The organism is Cohnella soli (assembly GCF_042655525.1).
In the GTDB taxonomy this organism is placed as follows: domain Bacteria; phylum Bacillota; class Bacilli; order Paenibacillales; family Paenibacillaceae; genus Cohnella; species Cohnella soli.
Map to the genome: position 1 here is coordinate 110,447 of NZ_JBHSMI010000067.1, position 19,560 is coordinate 130,006.

General features: G+C 52.2%; 15 protein-coding genes. 4 read left to right on the forward strand and 11 right to left on the reverse strand.

Going from position 1 to position 19,560, the window contains the following annotated elements; genetic code table 11:
- Positions 1-69: 69 nt before the first annotated feature.
- From ACFPOF_RS29985 to ACFPOF_RS30030, 10 genes are all read right to left on the reverse strand, one after another.
- Positions 70-3,627: a hypothetical protein gene (locus tag ACFPOF_RS29985; RefSeq protein ID WP_378139232.1), complete on the reverse strand. Its 3,558-nt coding sequence runs from the start codon at positions 3,625-3,627 to the stop codon at positions 70-72.
- Between the two features lie 21 nt (positions 3,628-3,648).
- Positions 3,649-4,470 carry a carbohydrate ABC transporter permease gene (locus ACFPOF_RS29990; protein ID WP_378139234.1) on the reverse strand — a complete coding sequence of 274 codons (822 nt, stop codon included), beginning with the start codon at positions 4,468-4,470 and terminating at the stop codon, positions 3,649-3,651.
- Entirely contained in the window at positions 4,467-5,357 is an 891-nt protein-coding gene (locus ACFPOF_RS29995) for a carbohydrate ABC transporter permease (protein ID WP_378139236.1), read from the reverse strand. The genes ACFPOF_RS29990 and ACFPOF_RS29995 overlap by 4 nt, the downstream gene beginning before the upstream one ends.
- Before the next feature lie 21 nt (positions 5,358-5,378).
- A complete protein-coding gene (locus ACFPOF_RS30000; RefSeq protein WP_378139238.1) occupies positions 5,379-6,671 on the reverse strand; it encodes an ABC transporter substrate-binding protein in 1,293 nt (430 codons plus the stop codon).
- A 225-nt stretch (positions 6,672-6,896) separates the two neighbouring features.
- The gene (locus ACFPOF_RS30005) at positions 6,897-7,952 is read right to left on the reverse strand and encodes a LacI family DNA-binding transcriptional regulator (RefSeq protein ID WP_378139240.1); all 1,056 of its coding nucleotides are present in this window, start codon (positions 7,950-7,952) and stop codon (positions 6,897-6,899) included.
- 158 nt (positions 7,953-8,110) lie between these two features.
- The gene (locus ACFPOF_RS30010) at positions 8,111-9,778 is read right to left on the reverse strand and encodes a response regulator transcription factor (protein WP_378139241.1); all 1,668 of its coding nucleotides are present in this window, start codon (positions 9,776-9,778) and stop codon (positions 8,111-8,113) included.
- Positions 9,775-11,523, reverse strand: coding sequence for a sensor histidine kinase (locus tag ACFPOF_RS30015; protein ID WP_378139243.1), 1,749 nt, complete (start codon positions 11,521-11,523; stop codon positions 9,775-9,777). The genes ACFPOF_RS30010 and ACFPOF_RS30015 overlap by 4 nt, the downstream gene beginning before the upstream one ends.
- Positions 11,524-11,556: 33 nt before the next feature.
- Positions 11,557-12,441 (reverse strand): carbohydrate ABC transporter permease, encoded by an 885-nt coding sequence (locus ACFPOF_RS30020; RefSeq protein WP_378139245.1) that lies wholly within the window; start codon positions 12,439-12,441, stop codon positions 11,557-11,559.
- Between the two features lie 15 nt (positions 12,442-12,456).
- Positions 12,457-13,314, reverse strand: coding sequence for an ABC transporter permease (locus ACFPOF_RS30025; protein ID WP_378140445.1), 858 nt, complete (start codon positions 13,312-13,314; stop codon positions 12,457-12,459).
- A 97-nt stretch (positions 13,315-13,411) separates the two neighbouring features.
- Entirely contained in the window at positions 13,412-15,112 is a 1,701-nt protein-coding gene (locus ACFPOF_RS30030) for an extracellular solute-binding protein (RefSeq protein ID WP_378139247.1), read from the reverse strand.
- A gap of 228 nt (positions 15,113-15,340) precedes the next feature.
- Between ACFPOF_RS30030 and ACFPOF_RS30035 the strand changes: the two genes are divergently transcribed.
- The 4 genes from ACFPOF_RS30035 (at position 15,341) to ACFPOF_RS30050 (ending at position 19,143) form a co-directional block, all read left to right on the forward strand.
- Complete coding sequence (locus ACFPOF_RS30035; protein WP_378139249.1) at positions 15,341-16,210, forward strand: MurR/RpiR family transcriptional regulator; 870 nt, start codon at positions 15,341-15,343, stop codon at positions 16,208-16,210.
- On the forward strand, positions 16,207-16,935 hold the full coding sequence (nagB, locus tag ACFPOF_RS30040; protein ID WP_378139251.1) for a glucosamine-6-phosphate deaminase: 729 nt from the start codon (positions 16,207-16,209) through the stop codon (positions 16,933-16,935). Before ACFPOF_RS30035 ends, nagB begins: the two co-directional genes overlap by 4 nt.
- On the forward strand, positions 16,932-18,122 hold the full coding sequence (gene nagA, locus ACFPOF_RS30045; RefSeq protein WP_378139253.1) for an N-acetylglucosamine-6-phosphate deacetylase: 1,191 nt from the start codon (positions 16,932-16,934) through the stop codon (positions 18,120-18,122). The genes nagB and nagA overlap by 4 nt, the downstream gene beginning before the upstream one ends.
- A gap of 169 nt (positions 18,123-18,291) precedes the next feature.
- Positions 18,292-19,143 (forward strand): hypothetical protein, encoded by an 852-nt coding sequence (locus tag ACFPOF_RS30050; RefSeq protein WP_378139255.1) that lies wholly within the window; start codon positions 18,292-18,294, stop codon positions 19,141-19,143.
- 57 nt (positions 19,144-19,200) lie between these two features.
- Here the strand turns inward: ACFPOF_RS30050 and ACFPOF_RS30055 are convergent, their stop codons facing one another.
- The gene (locus tag ACFPOF_RS30055) at positions 19,201-19,461 is read right to left on the reverse strand and encodes a DUF1294 domain-containing protein (RefSeq protein ID WP_378140447.1); all 261 of its coding nucleotides are present in this window, start codon (positions 19,459-19,461) and stop codon (positions 19,201-19,203) included.
- Positions 19,462-19,560 lie beyond the last annotated feature (99 nt).

Consider the following 19,560-nt stretch of genomic DNA (forward strand, 5'->3'; position numbering starts at 1 on the left):
ATATGTTTCTACGATTAAAGCTTGTAAGATTGCAGGGAGAAGTGCGGCCGAATCTCCCTGCAACCGGTACTAAAACTTGCGAACGATATAGACCATGTCGATGCTTAATCCTGCAGAACTGTAATCGGATAACCGCAGGTTGTACGTTCCGTCATAGTCGATATCCATGACGTAATGGTCCTCATAATCCGTTGGACTGTTAATTGTGGAAGTTACGAGTTTAACCGTAGAGCTCGTATCTTCGTTTACCTGATAATGATTCAGAGTGCCCGTTCCTTTGACCGTCACATAGACGCTGTACGTCCCCGCCGGCATGCTTTTCCCGAGCGCCCACCACGTATATACGCCGGGCGAAGACAAGGTCATGACTTTGCCGCCGACGACGGCCGGGTTGGCGTCAATCGTATTTCCGACGTCCAGGTAAGAGAGCATTTCGTCTTTTTTCGGCACGACGGCGTAATAGTCCATGTAGCCGCCGGTCGAACCGAAATCGGTCAGGAGCAGGTTGTAGCTGTTGTTATAATTGAAGCTGCCCGCATAGTAGTCGGCGTAAGCGTTGTTCGTATCCGCCGTATACGTCTTGAGATACTGGTTCACGTTCGTGTCCGAATTATAGACGCCGAACGTATGCGCAATCGACGCGCCTCTCGCGCGGGCATAGAAGTTGTATAGATTCGGAAGCAATCTGCGCTCCATCGGACCCCAGGTGTAATTCCCGCTCGCATCCGCCGCTTTGACATGCCCCATCAGACTCTTCGAATCCGCCGGATCGTCGATGTAGTTGCCCCATACGATCTGAGGGCTCATCGGGAAATTCGTGTAATGGGGCTCCAGATGAATCGTATCGATGCTTAATCCCGCAGGACTGTAGTCGGACAAGCGCAAATTGTAGCTGCCGTCGAAAGAGAAGAAGCCGACGAAATATTCCTTGTACTCCGTTGAATTAATGGCCGCAGACATGGATTTGACGGTAGTCCCGGTATCGGCGTTCACCTGCAGCAAGTTAAACTTACCGTTTCCTTTCGCCCTGACGTAAACTCTGTAATTGTCCGGGTAAATCGATTTGTCCAGCCCCCACCACACATAGCTGCCCGGGGTGCTTCGCGTAGCCGCTTGTCCGCCGACCGCTTTGGCATCTGCCGTTCCGCCGAGGTCGCTGTATCGATAACCCTCGTAAGTGGGAACCAAATACACTTCGTCCATCTGGATCGAGCCATTGCTCCAATCCGACAAACGCAAATTGTAAGATCCGTCGTAATCGATCGTCCCCAGATAATAGTCCTGAAGGGTGTAATATCTCGTGTCGTTGCTGTTGACCACGCCATTTAACGTCTTGACGGTAGCGCCCGTGTCGATATTGGTTTGGTTCAGGCTGACGTTCCGGTTATAGCCGTGCGCGCGGACGAATACTTTGTAGCTCCCTGCCGGCAACGTTTTATTCAAATTCCACCACATATAATTGCCGTCTGTCGAACGGGTAGCGACCTGACCGCCGACGGCGTCGGGATATACCGTTCCTTGCAGATCGTAAGTATACGTAGGAAGCGTTGATAACAACTGATGGGCGATATCGATATTCCTCGTCCCGTCTTCCACGGTCCGGTTGAGATTGCCGCCCTCATGCATTTCATTCCAGTTGCTGAGATCGATCATTTTGCGTCCTGCATACAGTGCGCCCTTCAATTGAGCGGTGAGGCGATCCCCGTTCGGGTCCGGGATAATGATCGGATGGCCCGCCGAGTTAACGGCCGTCGCCGTGTTGTTCGCGGCCGACCCCACGCCCGCAATCGAAGTGTCGAGTCCGCCGAATCCTTTTACGTTGTTGGCGGAGCCCCAGTAATCGTGGGCATCGTGAAGCATGCTGCTGTCATAGCCCCATGTGCTTTCCGGCGCGATATAGAGATGCAGCCCGAAATCCTGCTGAAAGCGATTGTCGACATACTGGAAGACGTTCGCAAAATCGATCGGCGTCAGAAAACCTTGATCGTACGTGTTAAACCAGACTTTCCCGTCGACTCTCGCCCAATATTTCGGGGGAATCATCGAATAGAAATCTTTGATCATCTTGTACATGTTCTCCAGCTCGTACTCCGTCGTCAGTCCGGTCTGCGGCCCTCCCCTGGAGTAGTAACCCGGGTAATCCAGCCCCAGGGAGTTGGTATCGAGGAACAAGCCGATTTTGGGCGGCGTTTGGCCTGCCGCGGTCATCGTATCGAGCGCCGTAACGAGAGCGGGCAGTCCGACCGTGCTCCAAATATCCATCTCCGATTGCGAGCCCCAATAGTTGAGCCCGGCAATGTTGACCCCCGCATAGATCATGTCGGTCAGCTCATGTTGCCAAAATGCAGGATCGAAATTGCTATAGGAAGAAAGAATGGATGCAGGCGGGTGATTCGTTAAAATGTCTTTGCCGCTGTCGAGGAAATGGGACCAGCTATAGCGATCGTACCAGTAGAACAGCGTGGTATACACAATCCGGTCCGTCGCCGATTGAAACGTGCTGCCGCTGAAATCGGTCGTATAAGGCTTCACATATTGTCCCGGCGTAACCATGACGTTGACGCGATGGATGTTGACGTTGCCGGTCGTCTTCTTGGCCACGATCCGGAAATCGGAGCCGGCGTTCTGCGAATTGTTGAAATTCGCGTCGCTGATCGGAATCGTGTAAACCTTCCATGTATTCGAACCGGTGCCGACTACTGTCGCGGTCTCTTTGTAGCTTCCACCTGACGTGGAACTGTACTGAACGGCAAACAAATCGCCGGCGGCATCGTCGTAATATTCCGCCAGAATCCGGACGTCCCGGACGCTCGCCGCCGTCCAGGCGTAATTATTCAGCACGTCGAAGTACATATATGGCGTTGCCGCCGAATCCCGGCTGACATAACGAGCGCTCTGGGACAATCCGCTCGCCGTCGGGGCCGTTCCGTCGGTGTACGTATCCAGCGATATTTTATCCTGCACATTGGGAGTCCCCAGAATGGAAGACGCGGTATGGGACTGCGGCGGGATAAGCGCCGTAACCTGATGGATGTACACGTGCTTGCCCGGCGTCGTGCTTCCGATGCGGAAATCCGCTCCGGCGTTCTCGCTGTTGTTGAACTTGTGATCCTTCAACTGGATTACTTGATTTTTCCACAGGTTCGACCCTTGCTTGACGATTGTACCAGCCAGTTTATAGGCGCCGCCGCTGTTCGAATCGTATTGCACGAAAAACGTGTCCCCCGCAGTTCCGTCGTCATAGTACCAGACGTTCAGGTAGACAGCGGGACGTTCGATCCAAGTTTTCGATTTAGCAGCGAACGTGTCGTCCAGGTTAAAATACATGTAATTCTGGGCGGCGTTGTCTCCCGTCACCAGCCGCGCGGGTTTCCCGCCGATATTGCCGTAGTATGCCGGGTTGCCATCCGTATAGGTAACTTGGGAAAGCAGCGAATTCGTGTTGGGATTCCCAACCGTGACGTAAGCGGAGTAGTTGGCCGGATAATATTCTTCGAAGCTTCTTGGCCCCCCGCCGGTATACGGCGTCGCGCTCGCCATGCTCGCCGCCGCGAACAGCAGACTCAGCAGTACGAACGTGATCATGATGGAGAGGCGAATCAAATGCTTTTCCAATACCGTTGCCATAATCTCATCTCCTCTGTGTCGTTAACCTTTTATCGCGCCGCTCGTCACCCCTGAAACGATAAATTTCTGCAGAAAAACATATACGGCGAACAGGGGCGCAACCACGACGATAATGCCCGCGGCCAGAAACGTCCAATCGGTGGAATATTGGCCGAAGAACAAGTACAAGCCCGCCGTCAAAGGTCTCATCTCCCGATCGGACAAAAACAAATACGGATTGATAAAGTCGTTCCACGTCCCGATTGCTCCCAGCATCGCCACCGTGGCCAGCGAAGGCTTCATGAGCGGGAGTACGACCGTAAAGATAAAGCGGAAATACCCGCAGCCGTCGATCGCCGCCGCATCGTCCAGTTCGCGCGGGATTCCTTTCACGAAAGCGACGAAAATAAAGATGGCAACCGACAGGCTGTTCCCGACCATCAGAAGGACATATCCGTAATACGTGTTGATAAAACCCAAGTATTTCATGATGAAAAACAGCGGAACGAGCGCAACGGGCAGAAACAGGGCCGACAGAAATACGAGATAGATAAAGCCGGCGCCCCGAAAATGGTTGCGAGCGATCGGATACGCCGCCATGCCGGAAATCAGGCAAGTGATCAGGGGCACGGCGACGGCGTAAATCAGACTGTTCGCGAAATACGTGCTCATTTCGGCCTGCTTCCATACTTCGGTAAAATTCTGCCATTGGGGCGAACCGACCGGTTGCAATGGGTAATTCAGAAACTCTTCGCGGCTTTTCAAAGCAATGTTCACTACCAGCAGCATAGGAACAACCATCATCAAGGCGGTTAGAAGCAGTACCGCATTCGCGAGCGAGCGTTGGAGCTTGCCATGTGTCACGATATATCCGCCTCTCTCCGCCGCAAGTAATATTGAACGATCGCTACGACGGCAAGCACGATGCCGAAGTGGATCACCGAAAGCGCCGACGCGTAGCCTTGGCTGCTGCCGGGAGTCAGCAAGTTTTTGAAAATATACATCCCGAGCGTAGACGTCGCCGACCCCGGTCCGCCATTGGTCATGACGACGATGATATCGAACGTCTTGAGCGACCCGATGATGCTGAGCAGCGTATTGACCGTGACGGCAGGCCTCAGCAGCGGCAACGTAATATGAAAGAAGGAGGCGGCGGAGCCGGCGCCGTCGATCCGCGCGGACTCGTACAGATCGTGCGGAATACTTTGCAAGCCCGCCAAATACAAGATCATCGCATATCCGACCGTGCTCCAGATCGTCACAAATATGACGAGATACAGCGCAATGCTCGGGCTGCCCAGCAGCGCCGAATTCGTATGAAACGCGCTGAGCAGCTTAATGACGGGACCCGAATAGGGATCGAAGATCAATGTCCAGATCAAACCTACGATGACCACGCCCAGAATCGTCGGAGCAAAAATGACCGACCGGTAAAAATTGCGGATTCGCAGCTTCATGTTCAAGAGAACCGCCAGCACCACAGCCGCTGCATTTTGAATCACGGTCACAAGAACGGCGAATAGAAACGTCACTTTGACCGAATGCCATAATCCTTCCGACTCCCATGTGAACGCCCGCGCATAATTGGCGCCTCCGATCCAGCGAATCGGAGAGAACACGTTGCCGCTGAAATCGGTAAAGGAAAAGTAGATGTTGCCGACAGCCGGCAATAACACGAAGAGACCATATAGCAGCAAAGCCGGCATAACGGCAAGCAGCGGCCAAATCCGCATTTTCCCCTTGATGATCACTTTACTCCCCCCGGAACGTCGTCATTTCCAATTCTGCTTGCTGTCGATGAAGTCTTTTTGCATTTTGACGGCGGCGTCTTGCGGACTTATTCCGTTCAGAATCAGCTTCATCGCATATTCGGTATAGTTGTATTTGGCTCCGGCAACCTGATGAGCTTCCCAGAAATCCGTCTGATTTGACAAAAGGCCGGCAATTTCTTGCGTAAGCGGACTTTCCATCTGGACGTCTTTCATCGTCGGCAGCATTTTCGTCGCGCTTACGAACATCTGATAGTTGTCCGGACGCGATAGAAATTCCAGATATTTCAGCGCCGCGTCTTTGTTTTCGGCATTTTTGTAGACGAGCCATCCGCTGTCCCCGTTGGACGTCGGCGCGGCTTCGTTAAAGTTCGCCTGATCGCTCCCCGGCGTCAAGAAGGCTCCGACTTCAAAGGCCGGATTCGCCGATTCGACCTGCTGGGCGCTCCAGGAGCCGTCGATCATCATCGCGGCTTTCCCTTGGGCGAACAAACCGGGCGCTTCGCCGTAGGCCAACCCTGTCGCGTTTTTCTCGAAGTATTTGCTCAACGTTTGCAGTTTGCTGTAGACTTCCACCCAAGCCGGGTCGGAAAATTTGGTTTTTTCCGTTTTCATCCCGTCGTAGAAGTCGGGCTGCGGTCCTTGCACGATCCCCGCTTCCAGTCCGATCAGAATCATATTGACCGGCCATTGATCCTTGCCTCCGAACATGACGGGATCGATTCCGGCGGCTTTGATTTTCTCGCACGCGTCGACGAACTCCGACCACGTACGCGGCACGGAAAGCCCCAAGTCCTGAAATACTTTTTTGTTGTAGTAAGTAACGACGGAAGTGGAGATCGTGGGGATGAGATACTGCTTGCCGTCCGCTTGACCCGCTTTGAGCGCATCCGGGAAATAGCCTTCCAGGAGCGGTTGCCCGCTCAGGTCCATCCAGTTCTCGCGCATGGTCGGATCTTTCACGTCCCGTCCTCCGCCTCCGACCAGATCCACGTCTCCGGCAACCAGACGGGATTGCTTGAGCTGAGGGTAGTCTTTGGTCGGAACCGCATCGTATTTAATATGAATATAGGGATACTCTTTCTCGAACTTGGCGTTGATTACATCGTAGAACGCTTTGTCCTCGACGCGAAAATTAATGATTTTCAAGTCGACATCTTTCTGGGATGCCGGCTGCGTCGAGCTGCCGGACGTCGAAGGCGAGTCGGAAGAGGATTTCGAGCAGCCGGAAATCGCCAAAGCTGCGACAAGCGCCGTGTAAGCCATCCCCTTCAGAAACTTTTGCTTGTTAGCCACATGCATTCCCCCTGAATTAATTTGTTGAAATAAAGTTGAATTAAAACTGCATTTTTGTTGAATTATAACCCGTTTCACACCTCCATTTTGTTGAAAAGTGAAAAAAAGCGTTAAAAACGCAAAAAATAAACCGCTTACATCTTGTCTGACGTCATTATTTTATCAACGACCATCATATGATGTCAACATTTTATTACACAAGTTTATATACTTATTTAAACTTAACTAAACTTTTGTTGCAGAAACTCTGGAAGCGACGGAATTTCGCTCTACAATTTCCGTGGTTATCATCAAATGCTCCGGGCGCCTTTCCCCTTCTTCCATTCTTCTCAGCAATTGCTGGACGGCACGCTGCCCCATAATGTCTTTGCGTGCATCGACGGATGTCAGCGCCGGCGAGACCCACTCGCACTTGTCGACATTATCGAACCCGATCAACGAAATGTCGTCCGGACAATTCAGCCCGCATTTTTCCATCAACTGCAGAACAAGAAAAGCAACAGGGTCGTTCGCGCAGAACAAGGCAGTGGGGATTTCTTTCTGCCGGAAGCATTGGAGAGCTTCCGATTCGGAAAGCGGTAGACGACTCCCCGCCCGGTCGGCGGTTAACGGGTATTGCTCGATTTTCTCGCCCGGGAATTGCTCGCCAAAGTCCTTGATTGCGTCCAGATAACCGCGATACCGCTCCTTGAAGCTGAGCGCATACGAAATGTCGCCGGCAAAACCGATTTTGCGGTGACCTTTATCCAATAAAAATCTCGTGGCGTCATACCCTCCGCAGTAATTCTCCGCGAGTACGTGGTCCAGCTTGGATTGATAATGAAGGGAATCGACCAACACGGCCGGGATCCCCGTAGATTGAACGGCAATAATATAAGCGATTGGCATGAAGCCTAGTATCAGCGCCCCATCGACTTTCCGATCCGTAATGCAAGCCGGCATCCCATCGCTCGTAGACAACATCGTATCAATGCCAGCCAGAATCATGCTGAAAGACTTTTTGCTGAGCTCCTCCTCGATGCAGCGGATAATTCTCCCCCAATACTCGATGTCGTACAAATCCTCCCGCGGTAGCAGCACCGCGATAATCCCCGTTTCCGAGGAAGGAACGTTCATGATCGATGAATTAAATCGATAACCCGAACGGATCGCCTCCAACCTGACCCGTTCCTTCGTTTCTTCGCTTACTCCGGCCTGATTTGACAACGCTTTCGACACTAGAGACTTGGAAATATTCAATTTATCGGCGATGGACTGCATCGTCACTTTGTTCTGTTTCACGTCTTGTCCCCTCACGAGATTCGAGATATTTTTCCCTATCATAGCTGTTTTCAACATTTACTTCAACAAATTATTCAACTAGATTCAGTCCTCATCCTAACTTAAGCTTCAACGAAACCAAACAAACAAAAACCGCCGAAAAATTTCGGCGGCCGAGCTTACGAATGATGCGACATCGTTCGGTACTCCTGAGGCGTCAACTCGTTATGCTTTTTGAAAAAACGAATAAAGGCGAGAGCAGAGTTGTATCCTACCGCTTCTGCAATATGGCCTACTTTCATGCTGCTATTCAGCAGCAGCTCTTTCGCCTTCAAGTTCCGGTAATCGTTAATATATTCGGAAAGCCCTTTACCCGTCATCTGTTTGTACAGCCTGGAAAAGTAAGAAGGATTCATCCCTACATGGTCGGCGATAGAATTCAGCGAGATGTCTGTCGTAATATGGTCTTCAATATATCTGTGGACGGTTTGAATCATTTTGAAGGAAAAGTCTGTGCCTTGGTCCGCATTCCGCTCCCACACTGCTTCGACAAGCCGCATGAAATACCGCCCCACCTTGTCCCATGACCCCATCTCCCGATATTGAAGCAACGGTTCGAGATCGATCACCAGACCGACATGTTTCTTCAGCTCCGGATTGCGGTTGATGAACGACAGGAGTACCGCCGATAAGGAGTGGTACAGCTCGATTTTCCTCTCGAAAGGCTCTTCGTCGCTGCTCCACGTCTTCATCAACCTGCCATAGATTTGAAAAAACTCCTCGCGGTGATTGTTTTCCAGGCAACGCAGGAGCAATTGAATGCGATTGTATAGAAAATAATCTTCTTCCTTGCCGTCCGTAACCTTCTCGCGAATTTTCGCCTGCTCGTCCGTTAGCAACGCTTCCTCGCACAGACCGAGGTCATACAGGAGCAAGTCACTCAGTGTGTGAAAACGGTCGGATACGTTCCGCCATTCCGCCGGTTCCGCGCTGCGCACGATAGAGAACGAAAGCTTAAGCAGCCTTTTGCAATTGCGCTGAATCGCGCTTAGCGCCCGCTCGAGTTGATCTCGCGATTGCCTGCTCACATCCCCCTTGGCAGAGGATCCCGACTCCATCGTGCTGTCCGTCGGTTGAATCAGCCACACGATTCGCGACGAATCCAAGGCGTAGGAATAACATCTGAATGCCGGCCGCAAATATTCTTCTGCGATGTTCTGAATGGCATAGAGAAGTAGCTCCTTGTCCGATTGAGGCGTCATTTCCTTCCACGAGTCGACGCGTCCGAGCAGCAGCGTGGCGGGAAGAGACGGCGACAGCGGAAAATCGATCTCGGCGAACTGTTGCTGCAGTTGTTTCTCTGTGATCGGCTTGCCTTGCAGAAGCGCCGAAACGAATTCTTTGCGCAAGGAAGGAAGGGCAAGCCGCAGTCGGCTGCGCGTTTGCACGGTCATCTCCTGGCGGCCGGTATCTTCCGCGATTTTATCAAGCGCGCGCTCCACGGCGCGGATAATTTTCTCGTCGCTTTCCACTTTCAAAATATATTCAAAACCGCCGTAGCGCATCGCGTCTTGAACGTAATGAAAGTCGTTGTAACCGGTCAGGAAAATGACGATGCAATCCGGCCAGCGCGCTTTGATTTCCTGCAGCAGTTGAATGCCTTCCAGACCGGGCATATGAATATCCGATACGACGATATCCACCCGGCGGCCCGAGAGCACTTCTAACGCTTCATCCCCGGAGTATGCGGTCAAGACGTCTAAGTTCAAATGTTCTGCTTGATTGAACAAATCCATGAGGCCGTCTACAATAATGGGCAGATCATCGACGACTAGCAAGCTGTTCATGGTTGTTCCTCCTCGCCAATGTCAAGTTTGAGACGCACCCTCATCCCTCCGAGCGGGGAGCGAGTGACCGAGAGACCGTATTCGTCGCCGTAACGCAACTGTATCCGCCTATGCACGTTCAGAATGCCAGTCGTTTCTTCCATAATATCTGGCGTTCGGCCGAACTGCTCGTTTAACCGGACAAGCGTCTCGTCTTCGAGACGGTTCCCGTTATCCTCGACATAGCAGCACCATCCGTCGTCGGTCAGTTCGCTATGCACCCACAATTCTCCCCGTTCCCGCATATTTCCGAACGCGTGCTTGTACGCATTTTCGATAATCGGCTGAATAACGAGACGCGGGACGAGCGCTTTCGGATGCGTCTCCGCCTCGAAGCGGACGAACACCCTTTCTCCGTAACAGATGGATTGCATGTCCACGTAAGTGCGCGAATGCCGGAGTTCTTCCTCCAACGGAATTTCGTCGGCACTATTTTTCGTAATAAATTCGAAATACTGTCCGATGTGCATGCAGAACCGATTTGCTTTTTCCTTGTTGTCGGACTTGATCAACCTGTAAAGCACGAAGAAGCAGTTATATAGAAAATGGGGATTGATCTGCGACTGCAGCCGTTTCAGTTCGGAACGCTGGTTGCGGATCTTCTGCTCATAGTTTTCACGAATCAAAGTATTCAAAGACTGCACGGTCTCGTTGAACGCATGGTAAAGATAAGCGAACTCGTCTTCTCCCCGCTGGACGGTAATCGGCAACAGCTTGTTGTTTCTCATCTGCCGGAACGATTGGACGAGCACCTTCAATGGCTGATGGATCAGCTTAAACAAGGAAATGGAGAAGAAAAAAGCGACGAGTAAGCCGATACAGATCGCCCACCAGAACCATAACCGATATTTTTGCAGAGGAGCCATAATCTTTTTTTCCGGAATGATGGTTACGGAATACGAATGCCATACGTCCGAATAAGCGAATACGGTCAAATAGCGGACGCCCGCGTACCGAATCGTGTCGAAGCCTTCACGAACGCCGTCAAGCTGTTTCTCCTGCACGAACTGCGATAACGTCGCGACCAGCTTATCGTCTAAGCTTCCCGCAACTTGCCAATGCCGATCCAAATTCACGAGCATGCTCCGCCCCCCGAGGGATTGGCTGATCTGGGCAAGCGTATTCGCGATTTGCGTCTTGGACAGCTCGACCCCGATCACCCAAAGCGGATTTTTCCAAGCATTAGACGGATACTGCAGCGTGATAAACAGCCGGTCCTGCCAATGAATGATCGGCTCTTCGTACAGTTTGCCACTCTGCAGCATCGCGCTGTATTCATCCTTATCGATCAACGTCTCGAACTTCTGGCTGAGTAACGTTCGGTTAATCTGGGGGACGTAAGCCCGCGCTTCCAAAATATAAGGACTCGAGTATCTCATCAGATCCAGTTGTTTCTGAACGGCGACCACTTTCTCGACCCGCTCGTAAGCGGTCAGGTCGTTTCCCGACACGCCTAGTTCCATCAAACTTTGATCCATAGCGAACTTCGGCAGGAAGTCGGAAATGCGGCTAGCTTCCTTGTCCAGCGAACTTAAATAAAATCGCGTCGTGTTGGCGACCGATTGTGAAGTCTCGGTTCGAATGCTTTCCGCGCCCTTCTCGCTCATGCGCCAATTGATCAAATAAATCGGCACGAGCGCGATGACGAATACCGCCATAATCTTGTTGAAGATAGAAGAATTGCGCAAACGGTAGCCAAGTTTCATCGTTGTGGTCTCCGAAAAGTCGGGCGAGCAGCCCTATTCTTTAACGCTCCCCATTACAATACCTTTAATAAAAAATCTCTGCAATAACGGGTAGATGACCAAAATAGGGAAAGCGGCGACGAAAATTTGCGCGGCTTTACTCGTTCGATCGGACATCTGGGCGATCAATTCCGCGTTTTTCGCGTTCAAGTAACGCGAATCCAGCTTGATGATAATCGTCTGCAGAAACGTCTGCAGCGGATAGCCGTCTGGCGAGTTCATGAGCAGCATGCCATCGAACCAGCTGTTCCAATGGGTGACGATCGTGAACAGGCCTGTCGTCGCGAGCGCCGGCATCGCCAGCGGAACGTAAATTTGCCATAACGTGCGCCAACTTCCCGCCCCGTCTATTCGTGCCGATTCTTCCAGCTCCTTCGGCAAATTGCGGTAAAAGTTCAGCAGCAAAATAATATTAAACACGTTCAGCGCGCCGGGCAGCACAAGCGCCCAAATCGAATCGATAAGCCCGAGCGTCTTGATCGTCATATACCAAGGGATTAGCCCGCCGTTGAATAGAATCGTTAGGACGAACAACCATACGTAAGGCGTGCGCATACGGAATTGCCGAGGATCCTTGGACAGCGGATATGCGGTTACAATCGTCAGAAACATGCTGGCCGCCGTACCGAGGATGACGCGTTTGATCGTTACTTCGAAGGCTCGCAAATACTCCGGCTTCCCGAACACGTTCTCATACGCGGCTGTCGTGAAATGGATCGGCCAGAAAGAGACTTGGCCGGCGGACGCCGCCGAGCCTGAACTGAACGATACGGCTAGAATATGCACGAGAGGCAGCAGGCATAGCGCCGACAACACGAAAAGAAACACGCTGTTCGATAGTAGAAAGGCTTTGCGGCCTAATGACGCTTTATGTTCCATGTTTCTCCCTCTTTCCTAGAAAACGCGGTAATTCGCTAAACGGTATGCAAGAAAATAGGAAGTCGCGATCAAAATGAACGATACGACAGATTTGAGCAACCCAACTGCTGTCGCAAAGGCAAACTGCGCGTTCTGTACCCCCATGCGGAAGACAAACGTATCGACGATATCCCCGCTTTCGAACACAGGAGGACTATACAGGTTAAAGATTTGGTCAAATCCCGCGTTAAGCACGTTACCAATGTTAAGCGTTAGCATGAGTACGATGATCGGCATCATGCCAGGTAAGGTGACGTACAACGTCTGTTTCCAGCGGCTGGCGCCGTCGATTTCCGCCGCTTCATACAGATGAGGGCTGATCGCCGTCAAAGCGGCCAAATAGACGATCGTACCGAAGCCGAATTCCTTCCATACATCCGTAATGACCATAATGTAAGGAAACCAATGATTATTCCCGAGGAAAAAGATCGGTTTAACGCCGAACAAACCAAGAAATTGGTTGATCATTCCTGTCTCCGGCGACAGCACATCGATAATGATGCCACCGAGCAGCACCCACGACAGGAAGTGCGGCAAATAAACGAGCGTCTGGAATGTCCGTTTCATCCACTCCTTGCGCAGCTCGTTCAACAATAACGCAATGGTAATCGGAACGAACAAACCTGCTGCGATCTTCATGACGGCGATAAAAAGCGTATTAAACAACACCCGTTTGATGTCCGGGTAATTCCATAAATAATCGAAATTATCAAAGCCGATGAACGGCGAGCCGTAAAGCCCTTTGTTCGGCATAAACTTCTGAAAAGCCATGACGATTCCCGACATCGGGATGTAACAGAACAGCACGGCAAAGGCAAGAGCGGGAAGCAGCATCACATGAAAGGAGCCTTCCCGGTTCCAGAAACGCGAGGAAGAAAAAAGGGGATTGCGAGCAATCCCCTTCTTCCCGATCGTTTCCTCGCGGAATCGATCATTTGTTTTGTGCATACCACTCGTTCACTTCTTTCGTCATTTGGTCGCCGCCGAGTTTTTTCCATTCTGCTACGAATTTGTCGAACTCGTCGATGGAGACTTGGTTCATGATGATTTTGACGAATATTTCATCCCGCTTCGTATTAAGAATCGCTTCTTTCTCCACCATGGCCGGAGTCGGTGCGCCATAGAATTTGTCGCGCATGAAACGCTCGTTTTTCTGGAGATCCGGAACAAGCGACGACGCGCCTTTCGGACCGGAGATCAGCAATTCCCACCATACGCTGTTGTCGCCTCCCAACGCTTTCATCGCACGGGCGTAACGGCCTTTCTGGTCTTTCGTTTGCAGTAAGCTTTCGTCTTTGTTCTCGATCGCCTTCGGCAAAATCTCGCCGTTATTGTTCGTTTGGTTGTATACGGTGAGCGGGTTGAGCAGCCAGTAGTTCGACGATTTCTCCACGCGGTCTTTGCCGAACTCGTATACTTTGTTTTCTTCCGTCTGGTTGTTGTCGACGACGATCCAGTTGTTCAGCAGCTTGATGACGCCTTCAGGGTTTTTCGCTTTCTTCGAAACGACGTAATAATCGTCTGTTCCTAGGCCCATTTGGGACTTGCCAGGCGTGCCGTCGACCGAAGGGATCGGGAATACGCCCCACTCTTGCACGACTTTGTTGTCTTTTACCGCGCCAGCGGCAAGGTAAGCCGGCATCCATTGCGGACCGTACACGAGACCGATTTTGTTGTTGAAAATCAGTTCGCCTTCTTTTTGATCGTCTTTCACGGCAAACTCAGGATCGATCAAACCTTTTTTGAACATATCTTGCAGCGCCTTCAGCGCCACTTTCATTTGCGGTTGAACGTCGCCCTTCACGAGTTGGCCGCTGCCGTCGTCATACCACAGCTTCGTGTAAGCTCCGAATCCGTTCAGGAAACCGGTGAACGATTCGGCGCCGTTCCATGTGCCGATCGCGGAGCCTTCGTACAAGCTTTTGTTGAAAGCCATGCCGTACGATTTGCCCGTGCCGCCCGGATCTTTGGTCGCGAACGCTTCGGCGATGTTCATGACGTCTTGCATCGTTTTCGGTTCAGGCAAGTTCAATTTCTTCAGCCAGTCGGTGCGAACCCACAGGAACTGGTAATTAAACGGATTGCCCGTCATCGGGATGGCCATCAGCTTACCGTCGTAGGTTGCCGATTTCATCTGCAATCCGCCGTCGCGGACCATGAAGTCTTTCGTATTTTGCGTCGCGTTTTTGTCGTACAGATCCGTTAAATCCATGATCATGTCGGCTTCTACGAGTTGTTTCAATTGCGTTGCGCTCACCGGCATGAAGTCCGGAAGATCGTTCGTTGCGATTGCCATTTTCACTTTTTCTTTGAATTGGCTGTCGTCGGCAACCCATTTATTCGTAATTTTAACTCCAGCGTCTTTCTCGTAGGCGTCGTAAACCGAGTTGTGATCGAAATCTTCGCCTTCGTCGAATTTCAAATAAGGATCGCTTTTGCGAACGGTGCTGACCGTCACCACTTCGTTCTTCTGATCAGGCGATGCCGACGGACTTTGCACGGCGGTTTGCGACGGACTTTGCGAAGCATCTCCCGTTGCCGCCTCTTTGTTATTGCTGTTGCCGCATGCGGCCACGCTTACCATAAGGGCCGATAACGATAACGTCATCAGCATTTTGCCAACTCGTTTCATTGCTGTGCCTCCCTATTTGTTTGCCTTCGGTTTGATTATAAGAAACAGCCGTTCCGAGCGACTATATACCACTGTTTACTTTCGTATACTTCTGTTTGGATCGCCTTTGAAGGCCGATTAGTTTGTCATTGCAACGGTGACTGCGATACAGTAAAATTAAGATGAAAATAATTTTCTTGGGTTTCCTAGAAAATAAGAAACTATTTTTCGGATGGAAGGCGACCTCGCATGAGCATTTTGAATGCCATACATGAAAAGTTGGATAGCCTACATCTCAAAGAACGCGCACTGGCGGAATATTTGCTTGCCCATCCGCAGAACGCAGTGCAGATGACGATTACCGAGCTTGCCGCGCAATCGGGCAGCAGTCCATCGACAATCTCGCGCTTCTGCAAGACGTTCCACTCTCATAATTTTCCCGACTTTAAGCAGAAGCTGGCAACGGAGCTCGTCCAATCGACGTCGACCGACAATCAGTATCAGGACATCGTCGCCGGTAAGCCGCTGGACGATATCGTCGCCGCGCTCACGGCCAACCATCTGCGTTCGATTACGGACACGACTCGCGTGCTCGACGCCCAGCAGCTTCGACTGGCGATCGCGACGATGCACGGCGCTTCGCGCATCGATCTGTACGGCTCGGCGACTTCCGGCATCGTCGCGCAAGATTTCTTTCAGAAGCTGATCCGAATCGGCAAAGCGGCTTCGGCGTTCTCGGACCCGCACATGATGCTGACTTCCGCTTCTTCCTTATGCTCGCAAGACGTGGCGATCGGCATTTCCTATTCGGGAGAGACGCCGGAGACGATTCACGCTTTGCGCTGCGCTGCCGAACGGGGTGCGACGACGATGTCGATTACCCGGTACGGGGCGAATACGCTGGCCGGGCACGCCTCCATCCACCTGTTCACTTCCTCTTCGGAAGTCGGCATGCGGCGCGGCGATATGGCTTCACGGATGGCGCAGTTACACGTTGTCGATATTTTGTTCGCGGGACTTGTCAGCGAACATTTCGAAATTTACGTTCCCCGCCTGGAACAATCGTACCAGACGGTCAAATCGTATACTACAGCCAAAGAGGAGAAGAAAACAAAATGAACATTCTGACTTTCGACAGCGACGCAAAACTTAACGAGGCGGCCGCCAACATTATTATCGGCCAAATCCAGACGACTCCGAGGGCCGTGCTCGGTCTTGCTACCGGCGGCACGCCGGTAGGCATCTACAAACAAGTCGTTAAAGAATTCGAGCGGGGCATGTTCAGCTTCCGCAACGTATCGACGTTTAACCTCGACGAGTACGTCAACATTCCGGTCGAGCACCCGGAAAGCTATCATTCCTATATGAAAAGCAATCTGTTCGCCCACATCGATCTTCCGGAGGCGCAATGCCATATCCCGGACGGTAATGCCGCAGATCTAACCGAGGAATGCAGAAGCTACGATGAAGCGATCGAGCTTGCAGGACAAATCGACCTGCAATTGCTTGGCCTCGGCCATAACGGACATATCGGTTTTAACGAGCCTGCGCACGCATTGACGAAAGGCACCCATATCGTCGAGCTCGCGCAAGAAACGCGCGAAGCGAACGCCCGTTTCTTCGACTCGATCGATCAAGTGCCGAAGCAGGCGCTGACGATGGGCGTCGGCACGATTCTGAAAGCGAAAAAAATATTGCTCGTCGTCAAAGGCGCGGACAAAGCCGATATCGTCAAAAGCGCCTTGCAAGGACCGATCACGACCGACGTGCCGGCATCCCTGCTTCAAACGCATCCGAACTTGATAGTACTGCTCGATAGCGCAGCAGCGGGTAAACTCGCATGAGCGGCGCTGCAGCAGCATCATCATCGATTCGTATCGTCGGCGCCCGGATCGTCACTCCCGAAGGCATCGTCGAGGGCGGCGTCCTTCTCGTGAAAGACGGTGTCATCGCGCATATCGGCAGCGGCGCGGACGATTCCGCAACTGCGGGGGATGTGGAAACGATCGATGCGGCAGGACAATGGTTGCTTCCCGGCTTCATCGACGTGCACGTACACGGCGGAGCCGGCCACGACTTCATGGACGCAGAAGCGGCAGGCATCCGGGAAATTACAAAGTTCCACGCGGCCAACGGCACGACGAGTATGCTGGCAACGACGCTTACCGCGCCGCGCGAGGAATTGACCGCCGTAATCGACCGCGTCAGCCAATATATGAGCGAGCCGATGCCTTACGCGCAGCTCATCGGCGTTCACCTCGAAGGACCGTTCGTGAACGTCAAATGGAAAGGCGCGCAAAATCCGGCGTATATCGTTCCTCCCCAACCGGAATGGCTGGAAGAATGGGTAAGCCGTTTCCCGGGCATTATCAAGATCCAGACGCTTGCGCCGGAGAACGAAGGCGCACTTGATTATATCGAGAAACTGGCCGACAACGGGATCGTCCCTAGCGCGGGCCACACAGATGCGACATACGACCAGATCATCGCCGCTGCGGATAGAGGGCTGCGCCATGCGGTTCATACGTTTAACGCGATGACGCCGCTCCATCACCGCAACCCGGGCACGGTCGGCGCCGTGCTGACCGACGACCGCATCGTCGCGGAAGTGATCGCCGACGGTCACCACGTCCACCCGGCCGGCATTAAACTCATTACCCGGGCCAAAGGCGCACACAACGTCATCCTCGTTACGGATGCCATGACTGCCGCCGGAATGCCCGACGGCGACTACGACTTGGGCGGCCTTCCCGTCCGCATGATGTGCGGCGTCGCCCGGCTGAAAGAAAACGACAGCCTCGCGGGAAGCACGCTTACCATGATTAGCGCCGTTCGTTACCTTGTTCAGACAGTCGGTGCCGGCATTGAAGACGCAAGCCGAATGGCTAGCGGCAACCCTGCTCGACAGCTCGGCATCGACAGTCGAACAGGCTCGATCGCAACAGGCAAAGCCGCAGATTTCTTGCTGCTGAACGATGACCTGGAGCTGCTGTCCACGTGGATCGGCGGACGCCGCATCACAATCGAATAGTACAAAGCGCCGGATTCGGGGTCTTCTCCCGCTCCGGCGCTTTTGTTTTGTTCAGGTGCTCTATTCGGACAGTTTGCGCGTCGTTCCAGACTTCGTGTATGATGCTATATGAGATGTTTTATAACTTGCAGTAAGGCATACAGCGGAAGGCTGACGGGAGTGAAGGATCGTGGATGAACAACTAAAGAAAGCGTACGAGACGCTGGGATTGCCGACCGACGCGGATCGCGAGCAAGTGGAGAATCGCTACTTCCTGCTGATGAAGCGGGCGAAGGCGGCGAAATCAAGAACCGAGTCAGGCGGCGAGGGCGAAGAGGCACCCGATTTGACGGAGATCAATCAGGCGTACAACCTTGTACTCGGCATCGAAACGGAGAAAAACGTCACCGTACAGAAACAAACGAAAGTCGGGCACTTTTTCTATTATTATAAAATCCATCTGATTGTCGGCATTATCGTTGTTATTATGGCTTCGTATTTCATCAAGGAAGGCATCGACAAACGTCGGGAAGCGGCGAACACGCCGCCGGCCAACTTGTCGGTCAGCATGTTTGGCAACTTCTTCTTGGCTGATGAAACGACGCTTTCCGCGAATTTATTAAAACTTGTTCCCGAGTGGCAGCGGGTCAAATCAACGGTCGTCTACGTGCCTACGGAGCTGAAGAGCCCGCAGGATATCGCGCTTCAGCAGAAGAGCGTGCTTATGCTCATGACGGAGAAATCCGAGCTGTACATTGTCGATGAGAAAAATTTCGAGAGCCTCGCTGCCCAGGGGGCGTTTATTCCTTTGGACGACTTCTTGAAGAAGGAACCGCTCGACGTTCCGGAAAATAAAATCCGCAAAACGCAAGGTGAAAAAGAATCGGGGCTTCACGCTTACGGCATCGATATTACCGGCAATCCGGTGTTTAACGGCATCGAGCTCGGCGGAGAGCATACGATTGTGGCGATTCGAGCCAAAGAAGACAAGTGGGATGATACCTTTAAGCTGCTGAAGCCATTGGTCTCGACGACACCCTGAGTGATAAGAAGAGGACGCTTCAAGCCTTGACGGCTTCGGCGTCCTCTTCTTGTTTGTTTATCGAAGTATGGCGTACAAGATGACAACTTGCACGACAAGAATGGCGGGCATACCCATGACGAATGAGATATGTTTCGTCTTGTGGTGCCATATTCTCATGCCGACAATCGATCCAGGTGAACCTCCTATCGCTGCTAACAGAAACAGTGTCCGTTCCGGCACTCTCTGTCTCCTTCGTTTCGCCTGACCTTTATCGTACGCCATCGCCCACAACGCACCGACGTTAATCGCGAGCAAGTAACAAACCAACAGTAACATCACTTCGTCTCCTCCCCCATCGTTTTATTGTAACACCTCCTTTCGACATTCTCACAGTAAAACAAAAGCCCCATCTTTCGCAATGCGCGAAGGATGGGG